General features: G+C 52.6%; 22 protein-coding genes and 1 other RNA gene. 7 read left to right on the top strand and 16 right to left on the bottom strand.

The window, feature by feature from the left end:
- Positions 1–7: 7 nt before the first annotated feature.
- The 12 genes from BN1129_RS03270 to mtnN form a co-directional block, all read right to left on the bottom strand.
- Entirely contained in the window at positions 8–712 is a 705-nt protein-coding gene (locus tag BN1129_RS03270) for an acylneuraminate cytidylyltransferase family protein (protein ID WP_042034466.1), read from the bottom strand.
- Positions 712–1761, bottom strand: coding sequence for a nucleotidyltransferase family protein (locus tag BN1129_RS03265; protein ID WP_042034465.1), 1050 nt, complete (start codon positions 1759–1761; stop codon positions 712–714). The genes BN1129_RS03270 and BN1129_RS03265 overlap by 1 nt, the downstream gene beginning before the upstream one ends.
- Positions 1751–2260 (bottom strand): GNAT family N-acetyltransferase, encoded by a 510-nt coding sequence (locus BN1129_RS03260; RefSeq protein WP_042034464.1) that lies wholly within the window; start codon positions 2258–2260, stop codon positions 1751–1753. Before BN1129_RS03260 ends, BN1129_RS03265 begins: the two co-directional genes overlap by 11 nt.
- On the bottom strand, positions 2253–3242 hold the full coding sequence (locus tag BN1129_RS22115; RefSeq protein WP_084204554.1) for an aspartate aminotransferase family protein: 990 nt from the start codon (positions 3240–3242) through the stop codon (positions 2253–2255). The genes BN1129_RS03260 and BN1129_RS22115 overlap by 8 nt, the downstream gene beginning before the upstream one ends.
- A complete protein-coding gene (gene neuC / locus BN1129_RS03255; RefSeq protein WP_042034461.1) occupies positions 3226–4389 on the bottom strand; it encodes a UDP-N-acetylglucosamine 2-epimerase in 1164 nt (387 codons plus the stop codon). The genes BN1129_RS22115 and neuC overlap by 17 nt, the downstream gene beginning before the upstream one ends.
- A complete protein-coding gene (gene neuB, locus BN1129_RS03250; protein WP_209418473.1) occupies positions 4389–5387 on the bottom strand; it encodes an N-acetylneuraminate synthase in 999 nt (332 codons plus the stop codon). Before neuB ends, neuC begins: the two co-directional genes overlap by 1 nt.
- Positions 5387–6391, bottom strand: coding sequence for a GNAT family N-acetyltransferase (locus BN1129_RS03245; protein ID WP_042034457.1), 1005 nt, complete (start codon positions 6389–6391; stop codon positions 5387–5389). Before BN1129_RS03245 ends, neuB begins: the two co-directional genes overlap by 1 nt.
- 4 nt (positions 6392–6395) lie before the next feature.
- Complete coding sequence (locus BN1129_RS03240) at positions 6396–7541, bottom strand: LegC family aminotransferase (protein WP_042034456.1); 1146 nt, start codon at positions 7539–7541, stop codon at positions 6396–6398.
- Positions 7542–7550: 9 nt separating this feature from the next.
- A complete protein-coding gene (locus BN1129_RS03235; protein WP_042034455.1) occupies positions 7551–8744 on the bottom strand; it encodes a UDP-N-acetylglucosamine 4,6-dehydratase in 1194 nt (397 codons plus the stop codon).
- 158 nt (positions 8745–8902) lie between these two features.
- Positions 8903–9727 carry a cobalamin-binding protein gene (locus BN1129_RS03230; protein ID WP_042034454.1) on the bottom strand — a complete coding sequence of 275 codons (825 nt, stop codon included), beginning with the start codon at positions 9725–9727 and terminating at the stop codon, positions 8903–8905.
- On the bottom strand, positions 9720–10670 hold the full coding sequence (locus BN1129_RS03225; protein ID WP_042034453.1) for a cobalamin biosynthesis protein CobD/CbiB: 951 nt from the start codon (positions 10668–10670) through the stop codon (positions 9720–9722). The genes BN1129_RS03230 and BN1129_RS03225 overlap by 8 nt, the downstream gene beginning before the upstream one ends.
- Entirely contained in the window at positions 10667–11359 is a 693-nt protein-coding gene (gene mtnN, locus BN1129_RS03220) for a 5'-methylthioadenosine/S-adenosylhomocysteine nucleosidase (RefSeq protein ID WP_042034452.1), read from the bottom strand. Before mtnN ends, BN1129_RS03225 begins: the two co-directional genes overlap by 4 nt.
- A gap of 823 nt (positions 11360–12182) precedes the next feature.
- Here mtnN and BN1129_RS03210 point away from each other — a divergent pair.
- Positions 12183–13814: a methyl-accepting chemotaxis protein gene (locus tag BN1129_RS03210; protein WP_042034450.1), complete on the top strand. Its 1632-nt coding sequence runs from the start codon at positions 12183–12185 to the stop codon at positions 13812–13814.
- Positions 13815–13904: 90 nt separating this feature from the next.
- On the opposite strand, the gene BN1129_RS23050 is transcribed toward BN1129_RS03210, so the two are convergent.
- Both BN1129_RS23050 and suhB read right to left on the bottom strand, forming a co-directional pair.
- On the bottom strand, positions 13905–14144 hold the full coding sequence (locus BN1129_RS23050) for a hypothetical protein (protein WP_157013241.1): 240 nt from the start codon (positions 14142–14144) through the stop codon (positions 13905–13907).
- Positions 14145–14170: 26 nt separating this feature from the next.
- The gene (gene suhB / locus BN1129_RS03205) at positions 14171–14974 is read right to left on the bottom strand and encodes an inositol-1-monophosphatase (protein ID WP_005310327.1); all 804 of its coding nucleotides are present in this window, start codon (positions 14972–14974) and stop codon (positions 14171–14173) included.
- 200 nt (positions 14975–15174) lie between these two features.
- Between suhB and BN1129_RS03195 the strand changes: the two genes are divergently transcribed.
- From BN1129_RS03195 to emrD, 3 genes are all read left to right on the top strand, one after another.
- Positions 15175–15630, top strand: coding sequence for a hypothetical protein (locus BN1129_RS03195; RefSeq protein WP_042034448.1), 456 nt, complete (start codon positions 15175–15177; stop codon positions 15628–15630).
- A gap of 189 nt (positions 15631–15819) precedes the next feature.
- Positions 15820–16482, top strand: a complete 663-nt coding sequence (locus BN1129_RS03190) for a glutathione S-transferase family protein (protein WP_042034446.1) — start codon at positions 15820–15822, stop codon at positions 16480–16482.
- Positions 16483–16730: 248 nt separating this feature from the next.
- Positions 16731–17930: a multidrug efflux MFS transporter EmrD gene (gene emrD, locus BN1129_RS03185; protein WP_042034445.1), complete on the top strand. Its 1200-nt coding sequence runs from the start codon at positions 16731–16733 to the stop codon at positions 17928–17930.
- A gap of 182 nt (positions 17931–18112) precedes the next feature.
- On the opposite strand, the gene ssrS is transcribed toward emrD, so the two are convergent.
- Both ssrS and zapA read right to left on the bottom strand, forming a co-directional pair.
- Positions 18113–18295, bottom strand: a non-coding RNA gene (gene ssrS, locus BN1129_RS22110) — 6S RNA.
- A gap of 16 nt (positions 18296–18311) precedes the next feature.
- Positions 18312–18644, bottom strand: a complete 333-nt coding sequence (gene zapA, locus BN1129_RS03180) for a cell division protein ZapA (RefSeq protein ID WP_042034444.1) — start codon at positions 18642–18644, stop codon at positions 18312–18314.
- A 173-nt stretch (positions 18645–18817) separates the two neighbouring features.
- Here zapA and BN1129_RS03175 point away from each other — a divergent pair, with 173 nt between their 5' ends.
- The 3 genes from BN1129_RS03175 to BN1129_RS03165 all read left to right on the top strand — a co-directional run bounded on the left by BN1129_RS03175 (position 18818) and on the right by BN1129_RS03165 (position 22150).
- The gene (locus tag BN1129_RS03175; RefSeq protein WP_042034443.1) at positions 18818–19387 is read left to right on the top strand and encodes a UPF0149 family protein; all 570 of its coding nucleotides are present in this window, start codon (positions 18818–18820) and stop codon (positions 19385–19387) included.
- Between the two features lie 203 nt (positions 19388–19590).
- Positions 19591–20817, top strand: coding sequence for a 2-octaprenyl-6-methoxyphenyl hydroxylase (ubiH, locus tag BN1129_RS03170; protein ID WP_042034441.1), 1227 nt, complete (start codon positions 19591–19593; stop codon positions 20815–20817).
- Between the two features lie 97 nt (positions 20818–20914).
- Positions 20915–22150 (top strand): FAD-dependent 2-octaprenylphenol hydroxylase, encoded by a 1236-nt coding sequence (locus BN1129_RS03165; RefSeq protein ID WP_042034439.1) that lies wholly within the window; start codon positions 20915–20917, stop codon positions 22148–22150.
- Positions 22151–22402 lie beyond the last annotated feature (252 nt).

Raw genomic sequence — 22402 nt, 5'->3', positions numbered from 1 at the left:
GCATATGTCATCTTTTATTTTCATGATGGCAGTTATTTTTAATAAATTCAGCCATGTTGAAGTCAAATTCATCATCAATATCTACAGATTTTAACTTGCTCATAATATAAGCTATAGAACCTTTAGAATATATATCGGACATTTTGCCAACAAATTTTCTATCAAAAATATAAATTGCACCATTTAATCGATAATAAGGTTCTAGCTCTTGACTACGTCGATTCGCTGCAATGGGAAGAAAACCCTCCATGCTTAAATTCTCTGATAGGCGATTGCAATATTGTATAGGGTGCTCAAGTTCGCAAACCGAGATAACGGCCAGCGCATTTTTCATCTCATAAAGTGCCATGGCCTCTTTAATATTATTTGCATCACGCAGGGGCGATGTTGGCTGTAGCAGTGTCACCCTTGACACCCTTCTGTAATGTAATTCAACCCACTCGATCATATGAGTGATTACATCATTGGTTGTTGCGGTATCATTGGCTAGCTGGGCTGGTCGTAAAAATGGCACGGTCGCGCCAGCATTTATTGCGATATCAGCGATGTCTTGAGAGTCTGTGCTCACCAATACCATATCAAATAGCTGACTCTCGAGAGCCGCATCTATCGTCCAGGTGATCAACGGTTTACCCGCCAATGGCAAGATATTTTTATTTGGTAGGCGTTTACTGCCTCCACGTGCCGGAATGATAGCAATATTTAGTGACATTACACTAACCCCTTAATGTCTAGCTGTGCCTTGTTAAAATCATCTATACGGCCAATGTCTAGCCAATATTCATGGAGAGGAAACATTAAAACATCTTGTTTTTTGGCTATCTGCTGTTCCAGCAAAGTAGGCATATCAATATACTTCTGGCTTGGCACACTCCTAAACACATCAGGGCTGACCACGTATATTCCCGCATTAACGAGGTAGCGCTGGATGGGTTTTTCTTGCATCTCGATTATACGATGACCATCACCGCTAATGACCCCAAATGGGATCTGATGTTCATAATCACGAACACACATGGTGGCTGCTGGCTGATATTTATTGTGAAAATCGATCAGTCGTTCAAAATCTACCGTAGTTAGAATATCACCATTGATCATGATGAGTGGCAAGGTTGGTATATCGGTAGGTAGTAGACCTAGGGCTCCACCTGTTCCTAGTGGAGTCTCTTCATGTACGTAACGAATATTGGCTCCCCAAGCTGAACCATCACCAAAATAGTTGGTGATCTGCTCCGGCATATAGTGGGTGGAGATATAGATATTTTTAAACCCTGCCTTGATAAATCTACAGAGTAGTAGCTCAAGGATTGGTTTTCCTCCTACCTTTAGCATTGGTTTGGGACAACATTCCGTCAAGGGTCTCAAGCGAGTTCCAAATCCACCTGCCATGATGAAAACTGGATTTTCATATATTGGCTTACTTAGCACCCCTTGCATTGTTTCTAATCCAACGACTGTACCTCCCTTCATTAAAGGAATGAATAGAATTGACCTAGAAGCCATGAGCGCAATCAAGACTTTGTTCTCAGTATCAAACTCCGCAGTAATCGGATTAGTATTCATTACCATAGATACACTATCAGATAATGACAAGTGTTTCAGTAGGCCACGACGAATATCACCATCAGTCACCACACCCATTAGGTAATTATCTTGTCTAACGACAAGTGCAACTTTCAAGGATTCTTTATTAATAATCGCTAGGGCATCTAAGATTGTCGAAGATGGAGTCAGTAATAGATTTTTCCATTCATAACTCATTTGTATCACCTTTTTTCTTTATATACTTGCAGAATTTTATTTGTTCAACTTCTTGAAGAAACGTTCGGTACTCTTCCTCACCTGTCCTTTTAAATCCTAAAGACTCAACTGATTTAATTGAAGCGATGTTAGATATCGCAATCCATGCAATGATAGTGTCATATTCAAGTTCAATATATGATAAACCCAAATTTATCATTGTTTTAGCTAAGCCACTTCCTGATTTAGTCTTAGATATACCATATGCGATTTCTATGGCTCTGGTTAACATAATGTAATCAATATAAAGATAGCCTATTGCTTGCTCACCCTCAAATAAAAGAAAAAAATAACGAGTCTTACTATATATAGACTCGATAAAATGGGACCAAAGGATATTCCGATCTGGAACACTATTGAAGCCAGACCAATATATATTTTCTGTTTCAGATTTCAAGTTTAAAAAAGCCTCAAAATCAGAAGATTTAGTTAGTTGAAGAGTGAAGTTTTTATTATTCATTTTCCACCTTACTTATTATGTTGCATATGTGTTTAATTTCCATGTCAGAATATCTAGAATCTAAGGGGATAGATATTACTCGATCAGATAATGAATTTTTTGACTGCTCTATTGTGGGCCAGTGAATGGCAAGATAAATAGAATTCCTCATTAGTTCATATCTAACATCATCTCGCTTATTTAAAAGTAAAGGTAAAAAACTGGGAAACTCAGGTGATATGCCAATAAAGTTAATTTTTTTCAAGTTCTCTATTGCTGACATTAAGTTTTTTTTCCGATGACTTATTTCATCGTGTATTTTTGAATAAAAACAGCTCGTCAGATAAATGCTTCTACCTTCAGGATGATAAATGTCGTGGCTATCGTTTATCAAACATTCGGCAGTTGAAAAGAGGTCTAAATATTTTTTTTCGTTCCATTTTGAATTGTTAATAAAAGCATGTTTTATTTCTTTCGCTTTATATTTTAACATTGAAAATTCAGGGATATTTTTTTTCGCTATCCTAAATAATGGTTTATTTGAAATGATTTGACTAAAATCAGCTATGGCTGATATTTTTCGCAAACTATTAAAATAACACCAATGGCTTTTTAAATTAACATGTGGACGCTGCACATCAAATACACCATCAATAATCAGAGGCAACGTATTATTATTAGTTGTTTTTTTAAAAGATACAGATTCATGGCCAAAATATTTAACTACATATAGAGCATCGTAATTATCTAAACAACTTGGCAAAAAAAATTCAAAGTCTTCTTGTACATTGTAAAAGTGTATCTGCATATTATATTCATTAAGAATATCAATCACGACTTGGCAAATAAAGTCAGGGACCAGAATACGTTTACCTTGCAACTCCATAGAGAGCAAAGCCCATCTCAAAGATGAACGACCACTATTTGTCACCTCATAAAAAAGGTCATCAGAGTCTATCTCTTGTTCACCACCTATAGGTTTTAAACTAAAATTTAACATCATAGAATCTCTTCGTTTTTAAATTATCTAAATCCACTGTTTTCAGTACACTGACTACTCGTGGAGAACTATTCCCTTGGCCATACGGATTAGTCGTATTTTTTAAAATATCCATAAACTCTGATGAATATATATACTGGATAGCGTAATATATTTTATCTTCATCCACATCTACATCAATAACACTTGAGGCTCTGACACGCCCATGTTGACGACTACCAATATTAATAGTTGCAATTTTAAATGACGGTGCTTCCACAATACCACTAGATGAATTACCGACAACTGCATCTACATATTGCAATGCAGATAAATATCTTAACTGTCCCAATGACAAAAAACAGACTGCTTTAGTTTCATTTTTAGTGATGTAGTCATCGATCATCTTATTGAGTAATCGGCCACCGACATCAGCATTAGCTTTAGTGAATATTAATAATGTATCCTCCAGTTTATCTAAACTTCGTAAAATTTTAGATAAATCAATCGCTATCTCAGAAATATCTTTAGTCGTCTCTGGGTGATAGGTAAAGAGGATGTTTCGCGCTTTAAGATTACATCCAATTGAATTTTCAAACTCTGAGCGAGACATCAGTTTCATTCGCATTAAGTTGTCCAAGCCAACTTCACCAACTGTGAATACTCTGTTTGGCTGCTCACCCATCTGTATCACTCGGTGAGTGTACTCATCCATAGCTGTAAAGTGAAGTTGTGACAACTTAGTAATGGCATGGCGAATCGTTTCATCTATGGTCCCTTCAGTTAGCTCACCCCCACTCAAGTGTGCAACAGGAATACGAGCAATATTGGCAGCCGAGACTATAGGGATAAGCTCATAGCGATCACCTAATACTACAATAATATCTGGATTTAACTCATCAAATGCTTCAGCAAAACTAATTTGAGCCAGTCCCATACTTTTACTGACACCTATAGGTGTATCTGACGATAAGAGTATTTCAATTTTTTTGTTAACAGCAAAACCATCTCCTTCAATTTGCTGATTCGTCAAACCAAATTCTGGAGAAAGGTGGGTGCCGGTAGATATGATTTGTAATTCAAGATCACTATCAGCTTGGATATCCTCTAACAGGCACTTAAGTAAACCGTATTCCGCCCGAGTGGCAGTTACTACACAGATCTTACGCATTAGATCAGCTCCCCCTCACGGTAATTTTTTTTCGCTATCGACCCAACAACTTCATCCCAACGAGCTGCTGAGATACCATTACCAGGGCGCTTAATTTCCAACATATCCGCACTAATTAGTGTACCAATAGGAATATTTATTCTTGCAATAATGCTTTTCCTGACAATATTTCGATTTAATTTTTCTGCTTTAGTTGGTATTTTCCAACCATCACCCAGTGCTCTATCGATATTTCGAATAGCTGATACCATATTGGCCAATTCAGAAGGTTCCAAACTTGCCTTATGATCGGGACCTTGCATGGTTTTATCTAGGGTGAAATGTTTTTCAATTACTTTCGCACCAAGAGCGACTGCTGCTATTGGTATTTCGATGCCCAAGGTATGATCTGAATAACCAATAGTCACTCCTGGAAATGCATTTTCAATAGTTGTCATCGCTCGCAGATTCACATCACTAGGTGAAGTAGGGTAGTCTGTTGTTGCATGAAGAACAGTAATATCTGACAAAGGAATCCCCGCTTCACTTAACGTAAGAATTGCATTCTCTACCTCCGATAGATACCCCATACCGGTAGATAAGATAACGGGTTTACCAAAACACGCAATGTGACGAAGAAATGGAATATTGGTTAGTTCACCAGAGCCAATTTTAAATATGCTTTGCAAGTTATTTAGAAATGTTGCACTTTGCTCTTCATCTGGCGTAGACATAAAAATAATATTTTTTTCATCACAATATTCTTTAAGCAAGATGAAGTCGGAGTAACTTAGTTCCAACCGTTTCAGCATTTGAAACTGAGTTTCCTCTCGCTGGGTATTTTCAATCTGGTAGTTCGCCATTCTTGCGTCTTCAGTTACCAGTAATTCAGTTTTCCATGTTTGAAATTTTACAGCATCAACGCCGGCATCAAAGGCTACATCGATCAATTTTTTTGCTAAGTTGATGTCACCATTATGGTTCACTCCAGCCTCTGCAATAATAAAAGTATTGCTCATCATGTGTTCCTCTCAACTCTGTATAGCTGGAATAATTTCGGAGGTTGTACTCCTTGATTTTGTTCACACCAAATTTGGTTTAACATCTGGCGTTTTTTTGGCATGAAATCCAAGCCTGCAATATAAAAGGGGGCGACTAATGGCGAGAACTTAGACTTAAATAGAAACAAGTTATCATCTGGAGATGAAGTCCTTCCTCCTCCTAACATCATATATTTGCATCCCTGCTTTTTCGCAAACTCAAATGCAGCATCAAGCAGCAGATAATTACCATTCTCTTTAACAAACTCTGGGTTATTGGCTGAAAGATGATAATAAGCAAGTTCTTTACTACACATAAAAAAACCAATGGATGCGTAAATGTTTTCTTTTTTAATAGCGAGGAGGGATACTCCCGCTAAATTCATCAACTCTTTGAAGTAATCTTCTTTAAAGTAGAAAAAATCGCTCGCGGAATTTTTTTTCATCGTCAGGTAATACATACCAATGAAGTCATTAAGGCTTACATCTTCAGTTTCGACTAACAAGTTTTTTTCTGCTTTTCTTACAATGTTTCTTGTCGTTTTTGAATATATATTGCGACGCTCTGTTATCGTTTTTTTTAAATCAACAATAACTACTTGTCGCTCAGGAAAGTGCATGTCAAACAGCATGCTTTTATCAGCCATACTGTTAAATGGATGAAATCGGATAAATTCACATATAATGTGATGCTGCTTACAGTATTCTCTGTATGCAGTGAAGGCATTTTGTAAAAATTGCTCATCCATACAGTTAGAGATAGGACCTCCATACCCATAAGGCGTTTCTAAATCATACAGCTCCTCATCTATTTTTACTCCTGCAACATTCATTATTCGGCGTTTCAACGCACTAAATTTTACGGAGTGACATCCTTCTTCATAGAGAAAGTGAAAGTAAGCACTGGCTCCCTCATACAATGCCGAATAAGCTCGCTGGTAGTAGATATCTGACGATAGATCACAGTTATTTTGTGCAACCATTGTCTTATCCTCGGAGTACAGGCGTACTCGGTAAATTTACCAAATGAGCTTCAAGGAATTCTGATTGACTTAGGTCTCCTCGCAGGACATGGGAGAACATGGGCAGGCGGTGCATCAGCTTCCACACCGGTCGGATCATGACGCCCGCTTTATTCAGCTCGGTCAACAGGGTATCCCGCTGGCTTTGATCTTCACAGACAATCGCATTGAGCCAGTAGTTGGAACGCCCGTAGGGCGGTTCGGTGACAAACTGGCACGCCTGATCTTTGAAGAACTCGGCATAGTGCATGGCAAGTGCCCGCTTCTGTGCCAGGAACTGAGGCAAGGCCTCCATCTGGGCACACCCCAGAGCCGCATTCAGATTGGGCATCCGGTAGTTAAAGCCAGGCTCATCGTGATAGAACTCGAACGGGTGCGGCACCTTGGCCGTAGTGGTGATGTGCTTGGTACGCGCCCCCTGTTCGGCATTCTGGCAGAGCACCATGCCGCCGCCCCCCGTGGTGATAATCTTGTTGCCATTGAAGCTCAGGGCGGAAAATGCACTCAACGTCCCTGTATGTTTGCCTTTGTAATAGGAGCCAAGGCTTTCGGCAGCATCTTCCACTAGAGCTATGCCCCAGGCCTGACACACGGCCTGAAGCTCATCGAGTTCAACCGGATGACCAAAGGTGTGCATGGGCACAACGGCTTGCAGGCGGCGCCCGCTTGCCTTGTGGATGGCTCCTGTCTCGGTGCGAGAGGCATGCTCTTCCAGCCAGTTGGCCAAGGCAATGGGGCACAGACCCAGGCTCTGGCGTGACACATCGACAAACACGGGTTCTGCGCCCATGTGATACAAGGCGTTGCAGGTCGCCACGAAAGTCAGGGGCTGGGTGATCACTAGATCGCCGGCCTGTACCCCCGCCATATAGAGCGCGATATGCAGCGCCGCCGTGCCATTCATGGTGGCAACGGCACGGGCAGAACCGGTAAAGGCCGCTATTTGGTGCTCAAACTGCTCAACATAGGCGCCGACACTGGAGACAAAGGTGCTTTCCAGAGTGTCCAGAACATATTGTCGCTCATTGCCGGCAAAGGTCGGCGAATGGAGAGGGATGAAGTCATCGGTCTTGTAGGTATCACGAATAAAACGAATTAATTGAGTATGCACACCGACTCCTTACATCTTGCCGTCGAGGTATTTGCCCGTTTCTTTATGAGCAAAGCCCGGGAGCATGGCAAAAAACAACTCCACGATATCTTTCTTGTCCCAGGCACGTTTCATTTTCATGGCAGTAATGGTCTGCTCAAAATGGTTGAGCAAGTCATTCTGGTAGGCGGCTGCATTCTTGATGATACCCAGATTTTCGAACCTCTCCATGTCCAGCACTTCTTTATCAGTGAAGAACTCTTCGAAGTCTTTCTCACCCGTCGTATCGCTCTTTGTAAAGAGGCAAGGCCACATTCCCTGCTCCGGCAGGCTCGCCATCATGGTCCTGGCTTCATCCTCGTCCTTGCACAGATAAGGCTTGTAACCATGCCGCTCCAGATATTTCACCGCAATCTCGGCGAACGTGATGAGATGCAGTGCTTCACTGAGTTTGGGAAAGAAAATATCCCGGTTCTCACCAAAGATGCAGGACATCAGACACAGTTCCCCGGACTCTTGCGGTGTCACAAAATAGCGCTTGATGTCGCAGGGGGCGACGATGGGCTGACGCTTTTGCAGCCGTTGATTGAAGCCGTGTAACAGGGAGCCATCGGAGAAGGCCACGTTGGCAAAACGCGCGGTTGAAATGGCAATCTGCTCGCTGCGACGCATCAGGAACATCTCCATGATGCGCTTGGAGGCCCCCATCATGTTGACCGGGTTGGCGGCCTTGTCCGTCGAGACACAGAAATACTTCTTCACTCCCATCTCGATGGACTGCTGGATGGTTTTCTCTGTGTTGAACACGTTGACATCGATCATGCGCATCAGGGTGAAGGGATCTTTTTCGCTACGCACGTGCTTCAACGCGGAGAGATTGAGCACATAGTCGTAAGCGCCATCGGCTTTGATAAACGCATCATATTCAATGGAGCCAATATCCAGCGCAAAGGTCTGAAAATCGCCATCGATGTATCCGAACGAGCTGCGAATATCTCTTACCAACTCAACTAGGTTATTCTCACTAATATCAATGACATGAAGTTTGAGAGGATGACGTTTGAAGATCTCTTTAGTGACGGCTTGCCCTATCGTACCAGCCCCACCTAATACCAAGAACCGTGAACTTATTACCGTCTGACTCAGCAGTACTTCCACTTTTTGGAGATCGAGAGTAAACAGGGACATCTTACGATCAATCAGGGGCAGGATCTCATTGTTCATTCTTTATCACCAATACAAATCGAGAGGACAAAGTGTCATTCTAATAGCGTAAAAATAGATCAGTGCGTTGTTTAGTATGATCCTCACTGAGCTAAAACTTAAATCACTCATATTCCCTAGCAAAATTTGGACCATTTTGAAATGGTTGTGGGGTCGTTTCATGTGGGCTTGAATGGGTTCGCTTGCTCTATGGCATCACACACCTGCTGCACGGCATTGAGTGCCCTCGGGGTGAAGCGGTGTAGCTCATCCGAGTTGATGAGTTGCAGGCGCTGGTGTTTGACCGCATCGATCATGGGCCACTGCTGCCAGTGACGCAGGGCGCCGGGATCTTGACTCCCCGCCAGGATCAGTGCCGGGTTGGCCTTGATCACCTGCTCCAGACTGACTTGAGGGTAGGGGGTCTTGGCCTTGGCCATCAGGTTCTCCCCCCCGCATAGTTCGATGGCCTGAGCTGGCCAGGCGGCACCGCTGACGCTGGTCAGAGGGGGATGCCAGAGCTGATAAAACACCTTGATATGCTTGGGCTGGCCGTAGCGTTGCTTGAGTTCTGCCAATCTGGCGAGATAGGCATCGGCCTGGGAATTGGCTGCTTGTTCCAGCTCCAGCCGTTGTCCCAGCGCCCGTATTTCCGTGGCCAGGGAGGCGAAGTCCGTGGGCTCAGAGTAGAACACGGGAATGCCCAGCTGCTCTATGGGGGCGAGCATGCGGGATTGGGCAGAGTGCCAGGCCACCACCAGATCCGGTTTTTGGGCCAGCAGGGCTTCCAGGTTGATGCTGCGGTAGTTGGCCACGTGTGGCCGAGTTGTCACCTCGGGCGGAAAGTCGGAGGCATCATCGGTGGCGACGATGCGATCGCCGGCACCGATGGCAAACAGCAGCTCGGTCAGATGGGGCGTGAGGCTGACGATGCGCATCGGCGCAGCCGCCAGCAGCGTCAGTGGCCAACAGAGCAGACAGATCAGGGCGACATACCTAGCCATGCAGTTGCTCCAGAGCGGTGAAGAGGAGTGCCAGTGCCAGCCAGCCCCAGCCAACCTGTTGCAACCGGTTGAGCAAGCGCAGTGCACTGCTGGCATCAGGGTCGTTCACCGCATCGAACACCGGGAAGCGGAACAGGGTGTTCTGGTAATAGCGTGGGCCACCCAGCCGGATACCCAGCGAGTGGGACAGCAGCGTCAACAAGGCGCCCATGGCAGGGTAGGGCCACTGTATGGCCGTGCGCAGGCGAGCCCCCAGTTGGCGCAGCCGGATCAGGCCGAGGGGCAGTACCAGCAGCAGGATGGCGGGGGTACAGAGCCCCTGGTAAAGCATGGCAGCGGCACGGCCGAAGTGGCTGAATGCCGCTTGCTTGGGGCTCCAGCCCTGGTTCATCAATTGAGCGAGTCGCCACAGCAGGGCACCTTGAACGCCTGCCAGCGCAAACCCGAGCAAGGGGCCGGCCCACTGCCCTGTCAGCCGCAGTGCGCAGGTCTCGCTGACCGCCTTGGTGACCCCCATCACGGAGAGTTTGCCGGTCTCACGCCTGAGCCAGGGGGCGGCCTGCAGGCGGGCAACCACCAGGGTTTCCTGACATGCTAGTGAACGGGTGGACTTGGCGAGCTCTCGCAGCGGGCGCGATTCTATCATCAGCAGCAGAAACAGCAGATCAAACAGCGGCTCCGAGAGGGAGAGGTTGCGCACGGCCCAGAGTCCGGCGGCGCATGGCAGCCAGACGACCAGCAGGGCCAGCAGGCCGGCCCGAAATTGCTGCTGGGGCGCGCCATCTGGACGGTGAACCTTGTGGCCCAAGCGAGTCAGCAGGGGCACCAGCGCGGAGAGTCTGAACTGGGCAGGCCAGGGCAGTATGGCTTCCAGCAGCGCGGCCCCGAGCAAAATGGCCGCCGGAGTGGCGGCCATGTGTTCCAGCGTGGCGAGGTCGATCACAGCTTGCCGAGCATCTTGATGATCATCTCGGCCGAATGCTTGCCCGCCACCTCGATGAAGGCGTCGAAGGATTCAACCTGTTCCTTGCCGGCGATGTCTGACATGGCACGCACCACCAGATAGGGGACCTTGAACATGTGGCACACCTGGCCGATGGCGGCCCCTTCCATCTCGACTGCCAGCATCTGCGGGAAATCGGCACGGGCCTTGGCGATGGCATCCGGTTTGCACATGAACTGATCGCCGGTACAAATAAGGCCAACTTTGGTTTGATGCTTGCCTTGCTCGGCGATGCAATCTTGGGCCACTGCAATCAATTTATCATCGCAGGGGAAGGCGGCGGGTTGTTGCGCCATCTGGCCCATCTCGTAGCCGAAGGCGGTCACATCCACGTCGTGGAAGCGCATTTCGCTGGCGATGACCACGTCACCTATATGCAGATCCTGGGCAAAGCCGCCGGCAGAGCCGGTGTTGATCACGCAATCCGGGGCAAATTTTTCCAGCAGCAGGCTGGTGGCGACGCTGGCGGCAACCTTACCGATGCCAGAGCGAGTCAGGATCACCTCTTTGCCCGCCAGCATTCCCTGATAGAACTCGCAACCGCCCAGTTGCAGGGTGGTTGGCTCGTTCATCTGGCTGCGCAGCAAGGCCACTTCCTGTTCCATGGCGCCGATAATACCTACTTTCATCACTCACCTCGTCTCGATGGCCGTGTGGCCGAATAAGTTGTTGTGAATCATAACAAAAGTTGGCGATGGCGCCGAGCATTCCGAGATTATCGCCAGGAGGAAGATAAAAGGGGGCAGAGGTGGAAGTGATATGTCCCCGTTTCATCAGCCCTTGTCGCAGTGGGTCCGGTTGCGGATCTCGCCGCGATTGATGAAGAGCCCGCCGATGGCTTGCCGCCGCGCTATGGCGCCGTTGTCATGGTTGCTGAGGACGACGCAGACCCGGCTAGTGTGTCCATCCCGGTTGTCGATCTATTTTGGGACCGATTCCGGTTGCGTCACCGTGTGATAGATCTCTATGGCACTGGCGGCCAAGCCGGCCGGTCCACCGATGAGGCCATAACGGGCACCGCCAGCCCGTGTAGCGGGATTGAGCTGGAGGAAACTGGCAGCGCCGACGCGTTATCCATAAGCATGACCTCGATTGGCAGCGGATGAGGATGCTCATCACCATGGTGTTGCATTACACCGAGGCGGGCCTGCGGCATGGGTCCATGCCCGCTGACCGATTGCATTCATCGGCTAACGATTTGATATGTTTTGGTCGCTATAAATAGTTTGTGATGAAAGTCTGGTTGTTAGGAAAAGTAACTTGCTTTCACACTGCGAATTCCGGTGAAGGGAGTAGGCCGTTCTGTGATAACATGCCGCCCTCGCGAAACCAGCCCTTCCCTTGGTTTTTCGCAACGTCTCATCTCCCGTCAGGAATGTCCGGGTATTAGCTCACACGGATGTGATCGCCACAGTGCACCTGCTTGTCAGCAGTTGAGGATCACCAGTCACCATGTTTTATAAAAATCTGTCTATCGGCAAGAAGATTGCCGTGGTCTTTGCGGTCATTGCTGCCGTCAACGTGATATTCGGTATTTTTCTCTCCAGCGAGCTGCGCGGCGTGCGCGACCGCGTGTTGAACTTTACCGACTCCACCCTGCCGAGCGTGCTTTCGGTGCAAACGCTGCTCTACGACGTCTCTTATGTGCGTCGGGCCCAGTTCGCCCTGCTGATGGTTGACGATGCCGCCGATCTGCAGGCCCGTCGTGGCCGTATTCAGGACAGTGTCCAGAAGGTCGAGCGTGCTTTTCGTGGCTACGAGTCAACGGTGGGTGCTGAACATGAGCGCCGGGTGTTCAACCGAGCCAAGCAGGACTGGCAGCAGTACCTGAACTCGGTCAATGCAGTCGATCAGCTGTTGGTACAAGGCCAGCTGGCCCAGGCCAAGGCACAGCTGTTCCAGTCCAACGCCGCCTATGGTGCACTGGAGCAGTCGGTCAACAGCCTGGTGGAGGTGAACCTCGGCTTCGTGAAGGAGAATCGTGGCAGCCTGCTCGACAGCGTCAACATGGTGACCCGTTTTGCCATGGTGAGCATCGGTGGTCTGCTGCTGTTCATGATGGCCATGACCTGGTTCCTGACTCGCCAGATCTGTTTGCCGCTGCAAGCCGTGGTGGCGCAGGCCAACGCCATCGCCGCAGGTGACCTGACCCATCAGTTGGATCGCCAGCACATAGGCCGTGATGAGCTGGGCATGCTGGCCAAGGCATCCCTCAAGATGCAGGACAATCTGCGTGGCCTGATTGAAGAAGTGGTCGCCGCCGTGACCCAGCTTGGCACCGCCATCGAAGAGGTGAGTGCCGTCTCCGCACAGTCGGCGCAGGGGATCCAGAGCCAGCAGCAGGAGATCACCCTGGTGGCGACCGCCATGACCCAGATGAAGGCGACCGTGGCCGATGTGGCCGGCAACACAGAGACCGCCTCTGAGTCCGCCAGCTCTGCCAACGCCCTGGCCCGTCGCGGCAATCAGGATGTGCAGAGCTCGCTGGTGGCCATTACCCGGGTTGCCGAGGAGATTGAACAGGCGGGGACCCTGGTCGCCGAGCTGGAGCGTGAATCTGCCCAGATCAACGTGGTGGTGGACGTGATCCGCGGCATCGCCGATCAGACCAACCTGCTGGCGCTCAACGCCGCCATCGAGGCGGCCCGTGCCGGTGAGCAGGGTCGTGGCTTTGCCGTGGTGGCTGATGAGGTGCGTACCCTGGCGGGTCGCACCCAGGCATCCACCGGCGAGATAGTGGCCATCATAGAAACCCTGCAGGCGCGCGCCAACCAGGCGAAAGAGGTGACAGGTCAAAGCTGCGATATGATCCGCCAGTGTGTGGTGCAGAGCGAACAGACCAGCGATGGCATCCAGCAGATCGAAGAGGCGGTCGCCCAGATTGCCGACATGGCCATTCAGATTGCCAGTGCCTGTGGTGAGCAGGATGCGGTCTCCGATGAGCTGGGTCGCAACGTGGAGCGGATCAATGAATCTTCCAACGAAGTTGCCATCGGGGCCGATCACACCGCCCGCGCTTGTCTGGAGCTGAGCCAGCTGGCCGCCGGCCTGAAGCAGACCATAGGTCGCTTCCGTCTGGCTTGATGATATAAAGGGCTGTGCCGGGTCGGCTCACGCTGAGCAGGCACTGTCCCCGTTGGATGGATAACAAAACCCGGCTCAGGCCGGGTTTTGTTATTTGGCAAAGACAGTACTGAAAAGGCCGGCGCCCAGTGGATAAACCCCTTTTTGTGGTTGATTGAGCCGTTGCAAAGGGGAGGGAGTTGATATCGGTGGCAAGACACTTGCTGAGAGCATGTGTATATCAAGCTCCCGGCTGAGGGTAAGGTAGGTGCCGGGCAGGATTGTTTTGCGGCTTTGCAGATAGATGGCTTTGCAATAGACATAAAAAAACCCGGCCTGGACCGGGTTCACTGTGCGTGCCTCTGCGAGGCGCTGGCTTATTTGGCCAGGGACTCAGGCAGGTTTTCACGGATCTTGCCGAGCATCTCTTTCAGGACGCGCGGGTTGGCAACCACTATGTTGCCGGAATTTTCGTAGTTGTGACCACCCACGAAGTCGGTGACGATGGCGCCGGACTCTTTGGCCAGCAGCTCACCGGCAGCGGTATCCCAGGGCTTGAGGCCGATTTCCCAGAAACCGTCGACGCGACCGGCAGCCACATAGGCCAGATCCAGCGCGGCAGAGCCGGAGCGACGGATGTCAGCACATTCGATGAACATGCTCTGGAACATCTTCAGGTACGGTTCTATGTGGTGCTTCTGTTTGAATGGGAAACCGGTGGCCAGTACGGTGCCAGCCAGCTCTTTGGCCTTGCCGACACGGATGCGGTAGCCGTTCAGCTGGGCGCCGTTACCACGGGTCGCGGTAAACAGCTCGTCACGGATGGGATCGTAAACGACGGCCTGCTCGGTCTTGCCCTTGACGCGCAGGGCGATGGAGACAGCAAAGTGCGGAATGCCCTTGACGAGGTTGGTCGTGCCATCCAGTGGGTCAATGATCCATTGGTAGTCCGGATTGGTTCCGGCAATCTCACCAGACTCTTCAGCTATGATGCTGTGTTCCGGGTAAGATTTTTTGATGGTGTGAATGATGGCCGCTTCGGCGTCACGGTCAACGTTGGTCACGAAGTCATTGCTGCCTTTCTGGATGGCCTCGATGTTTTCGGGCTGGGAGAAGGCTTTTACTACTACTTGACCGGCGTTGCGCGCAGCGCGCACGGCGATATTCAGCATCGGATGCATAGGTTCACCACTGGATGTTAAAGAACGGGGGATAAAAGGACGCGGTATAATAGCAGTCTTTTCGATAATGGCAACCGTTATACGCCTTCTCCCTGACCTTGGCGACTGCCAGATCTGACGGCTCCAATACAGACTCTTTTTGGTCTAATCTTATGGCGGTAGCCGAATAACAGGCTGCATTGAGCATAGGGACGTGGATCATGAATCTGTCATTAGTCAGTCAAAAACCGTCGGCAGCGACCACTCAAGGTCTGCTGGCTGCCTTGAGAGCATCAACCGGATATGGCGACTACTTCAACGAGGTGAGCATTGCCCAGCCATCACTGTGGCAGCCGGGTACAGAAGAGGCGGCCATATTGCTGTTAGATGGCGATACACCCTGGCCCGAGTTTGCCTGGCAGCGCAGCGGCGAGACGTTCGGTTTGCCGGTATTACCGCTGTTGATGCGCGGCGGGGATGAGACCCTCACCATTCAGGGGCCGGATGTGCGGGATCCGCGTTTCTATTTTGTCTCCAATGGCATAGTGCTGGACGAATCCGAGCTGGCCGATCCCGCCTGTAGCAGAGTGCTATTGAGCAAGCTTGAGTCCTATTTTCCGCTGTTGTCCCGTCTCATCTTGTTGCGTCAGCGCCAACCCATGGGGCTGTATAGCTAGCGTTTTCTTTCCTGCTATCGGGCTGTTAAAGCGGTGCAATATTTGTCATAACTGACCGTATTGTGCCGCTTTGCCATGCCGGAGCACGGGAAGATGTCCGCGTGGATCTACCCCGTAGTCGTTAACGATCTGGCATAAGCACAGTAGTGGCCATCTCTGTGCCAATGTGTGGATCACAAGGAGTTCATGATGATTGATTTTTATACCGCAGCTACCCCCAATGGTTTCAAGGTGGCGATTGCCCTCGAAGAGTTGGGGCTGCCTTATCGGGTGATCCCGCTGGATTTGTCGGCGCTGGATCAGAAAAAGCCCGAGTTTCTGGCCATCAACCCCAACGGACGGATCCCGGCCATCGTCGATCGGGATAACGGTGACTTCGCCGTGTTCGAGTCCGGCGCCATCCTGCTCTATCTGGCTGAGAAGGCGGGCAAGTTGCTGCCGCAGGATCCCAAGCGTCGTTCCCAAGCCATCCAGTGGCTGATGTTCCAGATGGGCGGGGTGGGCCCCATGATGGGGCAGGCCAATGTCTTCTATCGCTACTTCCCGGAGAAGATTCCGGCCGCCATCGAGCGCTACCAGAAGGAGGGACGCCGCCTGTTCGAGGTGCTCGACAGTCACCTGGCGCAGCATGAATACCTGGCCGATGAGTACAGCATCGCCGACATCGCCACCTGGCCCTGGGTGCGCATTCATGACTGGAGTGGTATCTCCATCGAGGGTCTGCCGCATCTGCAAGCCTGGATGGTGCGCATGGCAGAGAAACCCGCCTGCCAGAAAGGGATTACTATACCGCCGCGCAACGAGACACCGGAGGATCTGGTCAAGCAGGCACAGCGGATGGTAACGCGTTGATTTTTATTGCTGACGGGGCAAATTGCCCCGTTACATTAGAAAAACTTGGGAAAGCTGATTACAAAGATTCGTTCGTTTTTCGTGATCTGAATCACTAAGATCACGCCAAGCCAAGGGAGTGCCCTGCTCCCGGCCGGTGCGGGTTCTCCGCCTTGTATTTTCACCTTTGATTGACTCTTTTTTTGGATCCCCTCTGCAGGTTTCTGTCAGGGATGCGGCAGCTTTTTGATGATTTTCGGGACTGAGATATGTATCGGCACAGTTTTTACCCTCTGTTTTTTCTGACCATCCTGATGGTTGCGGTGGGCCAGATGACCCAGACCCTGTATGTGCCCTCTATTCCTATGATGGCGGGGGACTTCAACGTGGCCTCCGGCCAGTTGCAGGCGGTGATGGCCTGTTACCTCATTCCCTACGGGCTCTCCCAGTTTGTCTATGGCCCGCTGTCAGATCGCATCGGCCGTCGTCCGGTGTTGCTTATCGGCATGATGGTATTTCTGGTGGGGACTCTGACCATTCAGCTGATCCCGAGCTTCACCGCGCTGCTGGTGGGCAGCCTGATCCAGGGGATGGGGACGGGTGCCGGCGGGGCCATGAGCCGTACCGTGATGCGCGATCGCTACAGCGGCGCCGAATTGAACCGGGCCAACAGCCTGGTGAGCATGGGGGTGATCTTCTCCCCGTTGCTGGCGCCCGTACTGGGTGGCTGGTTGACCGAGCTGTTCAACTGGCGCGCCGGTTACTGGTTCCTGTTCGGCTTTGGTGCCGTGACCACCCTGGCACTGCTGGCCTGGTTTGGTGAAACCCTGCCGCAGGCTGCCCGGCAACAGCCGCTGCGAGTCGGCGCCGCCTACCGCCACGTACTGGGCAATCCGCGCTTTCAGGGTAATCTGCTCTGCCTGATGGCGACCTTTGCCGGTCTGGCAGTGTTTGAAGCGGCGGCCGGCGTGCTGCTCGGCGATGTGCTCAAGCTGAGTGCCCGCACCGTGAGCGTTCTGTTCGTGTTGCCGCTGCCCGGCTACCTGTTCGGCGCCTGGCTCTCCGCCAAGCTGAGCTTTCGCCTGAGTCAGGGCAAGCTGATGCGCCTGGGCATCGTATTCCTGGCGCTGGGGTCGCTGATCATTCTGCTGCCGGGCTTGTTTGGCGTGGTAAGTGCGGCTTCTTTGGTGGGCGGTGCGGCCGTCTACTTCATCGGTAGCGGCATCCTCTATCCGACCGCCACCTCCTGCGCCATCGAGCCCTTCCCGGGACAGGCGGGAACAGCCGGCGCGATCCTGGGTGGCATGCAGAACCTGGGGGCGGGGATAGTCACCCTGCTGGCTGCCTGCTTCCCGATGGAAGGGCAGGTGACCCTGGGGGTTATCATGACGCTCATGGTTCTGCTGGTGGCCCTGAGCTTTGCCTGGCTGCGCCACCACGGCTCGCCTCACGAGCAGATGGCCGTCTGATCGCCTTCTGTCACAATGACAAGCCTGCCCTCGTCGGCGGGCTTTTTATTGGCTCGATAGCCGGTGCCGCGCGGGCATCGACCGGGGGGAATCTGAGCAGACAAGAATGCGCTGCGCGCTGGGCCTTGGTAAACGGCAGGCAAAGAAAAAGCCCGTCATCTGGATGACGGGCTTTTTGCTGTTGGTACCCCGGAGATGCCGTTGCCGGTTTGGGCCCTTGAACCGTAGGTTCAAGGCGGGAATCGAATCTGACCGCAGGCTTCTCGGTCGTGCCGAGCATGCGCAATAGCCAGAAGGCCGATCCCCTAGTGGGTATGATTATCGGCTCGGGGACTTGAACCGGCTGACAAACATCCCAGGGAATTTTAAAACGGTACGCGATTAGGGCTGCAGGCCCTCGCCGCTGGATTCGCCATACTGTCCGTGCTCGATCAAGGCCGCTTCTATGGTGCGTTGCAGCATCTTGATCCGCTTGTCCATGGTCTCAGAGTATTGGTGATTCTTCTCTTTTTCAAGGCAGAGCTCATGGCAAAAATTGAGCGCGGCCATCACCGCCAGCTGTTCATTGCTGGAGACCTTTGAGCGTTGACGCAGCTCGATGAGTTTGTCAGTCAGCTGGTCGGCGGCCTGGCGCAGGGCATCCTGCTGTCCCAAGGGACAGGATACCTTGTAGGGACGTCCCAAAATGACGATTTCTACGGCCTCTGTGCTCATGCCTTCCTCAATACGGCGGTGCTGATTTCCGCCTTTATCCACGTGGACAACTGGGCGGGACTATATAGCGCAGATGCAGAAGTTTCAAGGCCTTGCTGGCTCTGGAAGGGGGAGAATGCTAGGATCCTGACCATTAATTTTGCATATTTGCCTGAACTTTGAGCGGATCTTCGATGAGCAAAACGAACCCCCTGAAATACACGGCCGTGGCCGACCTGATGGAACAGCATGAGCTGATGGCAACGGCGGTGGAGGCCCATGGCGTGATCTGCGGTCTCGTCTGCGGTGGCGTGGCACTGGATGACAAGAGCTGGCTGCCGCCCTTCAACGATCTGGTTAACGACGGTTTCGGCTTGCCGGCCCCGGTGCGCCAGGTGATGACAGATCTCTATCACGAGATAGTCGAGAGCCTGATGGCCCAGAAGGGCGTCGAGCTGCTGCTGCCAAGCGATGAGGCGCCGCTCGATGAGCGCATCGACTCGCTGGTGGACTGGTCACAGGCATTTCTGGCCGGGTTTGGCGTGGTGCAGCAGGAGCTTTCCAGGGCGTCCGAAGAGTTGCAGGAGATGATCCAGGACATCGCCAGCATCACCCAGGTCTCTGCCGAGTTCGATCAGGAAGATGACGAAAACGAAGCCTCCTTCCTGGTGCTCTACGAGCATGTACGGCTGGGGGTCATGATGACCTTCGAGGAGTTTGGCAAGCGTCCCGATACCCCGATCGCGCCGCCGACCTTGCACTGATGGCCCTTGCGACAGAAACAGCATAAAACAACGCAGAGCGCCCTGGTGGCGCTCTGATTTTATCCGGCCTGATGGGGGAACCCGTTCAGCATTTTTTCAACCAGATCATGGTCGTGACGCCGTTTTTTGCCCGTGGCTTCGCATCCCGGCCCCCCGCTTTGTGATAGCATGGGGCCACGTTTCCAGCTTCTTCCTCTCATCTCATGTCTCAATCTGATCTGGTTCATGTCGACGTGGCTATCGTCGGCGGTGGAATGAGTGGCGCCGTGCTGGCGCTCTCTCTTGCCGCGTTGCGAGGTGCCGACGGCGAGCCCCTGCAGATCCTGCTGCTGGAGGCGAGCGCTCCCGAGCTCAATGCCCATCCCGGCTTCGATGCCCGCGCCATCGCGCTCTCTGCGGGCACCTGTGATGCGCTGGCCCGTCACGGCCTCTGGCCTCGCTTCGCCCCCCACTGCACCCCCATCACCCAGATCCATGTCTCGGATCGGGGCCATTGTGGCCAGGCCAGGTTGTCGGCGGCGGAATATGGTCTGCCTGCGCTCGGCCAGGTGATCGAGCTGTCAGCGGCCGGCATCACACTGCAACAGGGAATGGCGACCTGTCCTCACATCCATATGCGGTGCCCGGCCCAACTCTCGACCATTGAACCGCTTGAGGAGGGCGTGACCCTGGTGTTGGCCAGTGGCGAGCGTTACCAGACCCGGCTGCTGGTGGCGGCGGATGGCGGTCACTCCTTCGTGCGTCAGCACTTCAAGTTGCCGGTCACTCGTCACGACTTTGAGCAAAGTGCCATCATCGCCACGGTCAAGACCGCCGAGGATCCCGCCGGGCGGGCGTTCGAACGCTTCACCCAAGGGGGGCCGCTGGCTTTGCTACCGATGCAGGATGGGCTCTCCTCCCTGGTGTGGAGCGTCGGGCGGGATCAGACGGATGACCTGATGGGACTGGATGACACCGCCTTTCTTGCCCGGTTGCAGCAGGCGTTTGGCTGGCGGCTCGGCCGTTTCGAGCGATGCGGCCAGCGTCACGTCTATCCGCTGGTGCAGACGGCCACCGACTATCCGTTGGCTCAGCGCACCGTGCTGGTGGGCAATGCCGCTCACCTGCTGCACCCCATCGCAGGGCAAGGCTTCAACCTCGGCATGCGCGATCTTGACCTGCTTGCCCAGGCGGTTGCTGGCGCGCTCGCGGTGGGGGAGGACATCGGCAGCTTTGCTGTGCTCAACGGTTACTGGCAGCGGCGCAAGGAGGATCAGGCCCGCACCATCTGGCTCACCTCCTCGCTGGCCCAGCTCTTCTCCAATGGCCACGCTCCGTTGGTGGTGGGCCGCAACCTGGCGCTCTCCCTGATGGGGCGGCTGGCTTGCCTCAAGGCGCCGCTGGCCTCCCGTACCCTGGGGTTTGTGGCTGACGTGTGCCGTAGTAAATGAGGTGCGTCGCCCTGCAGCGGTCAAACGCGAATTGAAAGGGCTGATGCCAACGGGCGTCCCCTGCTGACCCGACGGTCAGCCACGAAAGGAACAGATGATGCAGATGCAAAACGTGGATGTGGTGATTGTGGGAGGTGGCATGGTGGGCCTTGGGCTCGCCGCCGCACTCAAGCAGAGTGGCCTCAAGATCGCCATCGTGGAGGGGCAGTTGCCCGATCCTGCGCTTGGTGACGCGCCGGACAACCGGGTCAGTGCCTTGAGTCTGGCCAGTCAGCGCATCTTGCAGCAGGTTGGCGCCTGGGCCGGGATCGAGTCGCGCCGCCTGCAGCCCTACGAGAAGATGCAGGTGTGGGAGCAAGACAGCTTCGGCCAGATTGGCTTTGATGCCGCCGGTCTGCGCCAGGCGGCGCTCGGTCACATCGTCGAGAATCGGGTCATTCAGCTGGCGTTGCTGGAGGCGATTCTCGATGACAGTAACGGGGGGGCGAGCAACATCAGTCTGCTGAGCCCAGCCCGAGCCGCCAGCCTGCAAAGTGGTGAGGCGGGTTCGCTCCTGCTGCTGGACGATGGCCGCGCCCTGTCGGCCAAGTTGGTGGTGGCCGCCGATGGCGCCCACTCCTGGGTGCGCCGGCAGGCGGATATTCCGCTCACCAGCTGGGATTACGGTCATCACGCCCTGGTGGTGACGGTGCGCTGTGCCGAGCCCCACGAGGCGGTGGCCCGCCAGATCTTCACCCCCGATGGTCCACTCGCCTTCCTGCCCCTGTGGCAACCCGATCTCTGCTCCATCGTCTGGTCTGTGCCCGCCACGCGGGCCGAGGCGCTGTGTGCCTGCGATGATGAACAGTTCAATCGCCAGCTCACCACCGCCTTCGATGGCCGGCTGGGGTTGTGCAAGGTGGAAGGGGCGCGCAGTGCCATCCCGCTCACCGCCCGCTATGCCCGCGATTTCGCTCGCGAGCGGTTGGTGCTGGTGGGGGATGCGGCTCACACCATACATCCGCTGGCGGGGCAGGGGGTCAACCTGGGCCTGCTGGATGCGGCAGCGCTGGCGGAGCAGATTGTGCACACTCATCGTGTCGGTGGGGATATAGGCCTGCTGGCCAACCTGCGCAGCTACGAGCGCTGGCGCAAGAGCGAGGCGGCCCGCATGCTGGCGGCGATGGAAGGGCTCAAGCGGCTGTTCAGCGGGGCCAACCCCCTCAAGAAGCTGGTGCGCGGGGTGGGATTGTGTGCTTTCGACGCACTGGCGCCGCTCAAACAAGGGGTGATCCGGGCTGCCATGGGGCTAGATGGCGAACTGCCCATCCTGGCCAAGGGTGAAAAAATCTAATACTACTCAGGTTTTTTTACAACAAAACTAATCTGACGAGGCTGATGACCTATTTTGGGCATCAGCCTTTAATCTGGGTGGCGGGCGAAACGTTTTTCTGTAAATTGTGACGAAACGGTAAAAATCAAAATTTAATCTCGTGTGAGTCGCTTTTTTACTGTTTTTATCACTGTTTTTACCTTAGTGTCTGGGGTCTGTTTACTGGCAGTGGATTAGTTTTTTTTGAGCGGCCCGCTCGCCCGCTTGTCATAT

This window comes from Aeromonas popoffii (genome assembly GCF_000820025.1).
GTDB classification, from domain to species: Bacteria; Pseudomonadota; Gammaproteobacteria; order Enterobacterales; family Aeromonadaceae; genus Aeromonas; species Aeromonas popoffii.
This window is presented reverse-complemented; position numbering and strand designations above follow the sequence as displayed.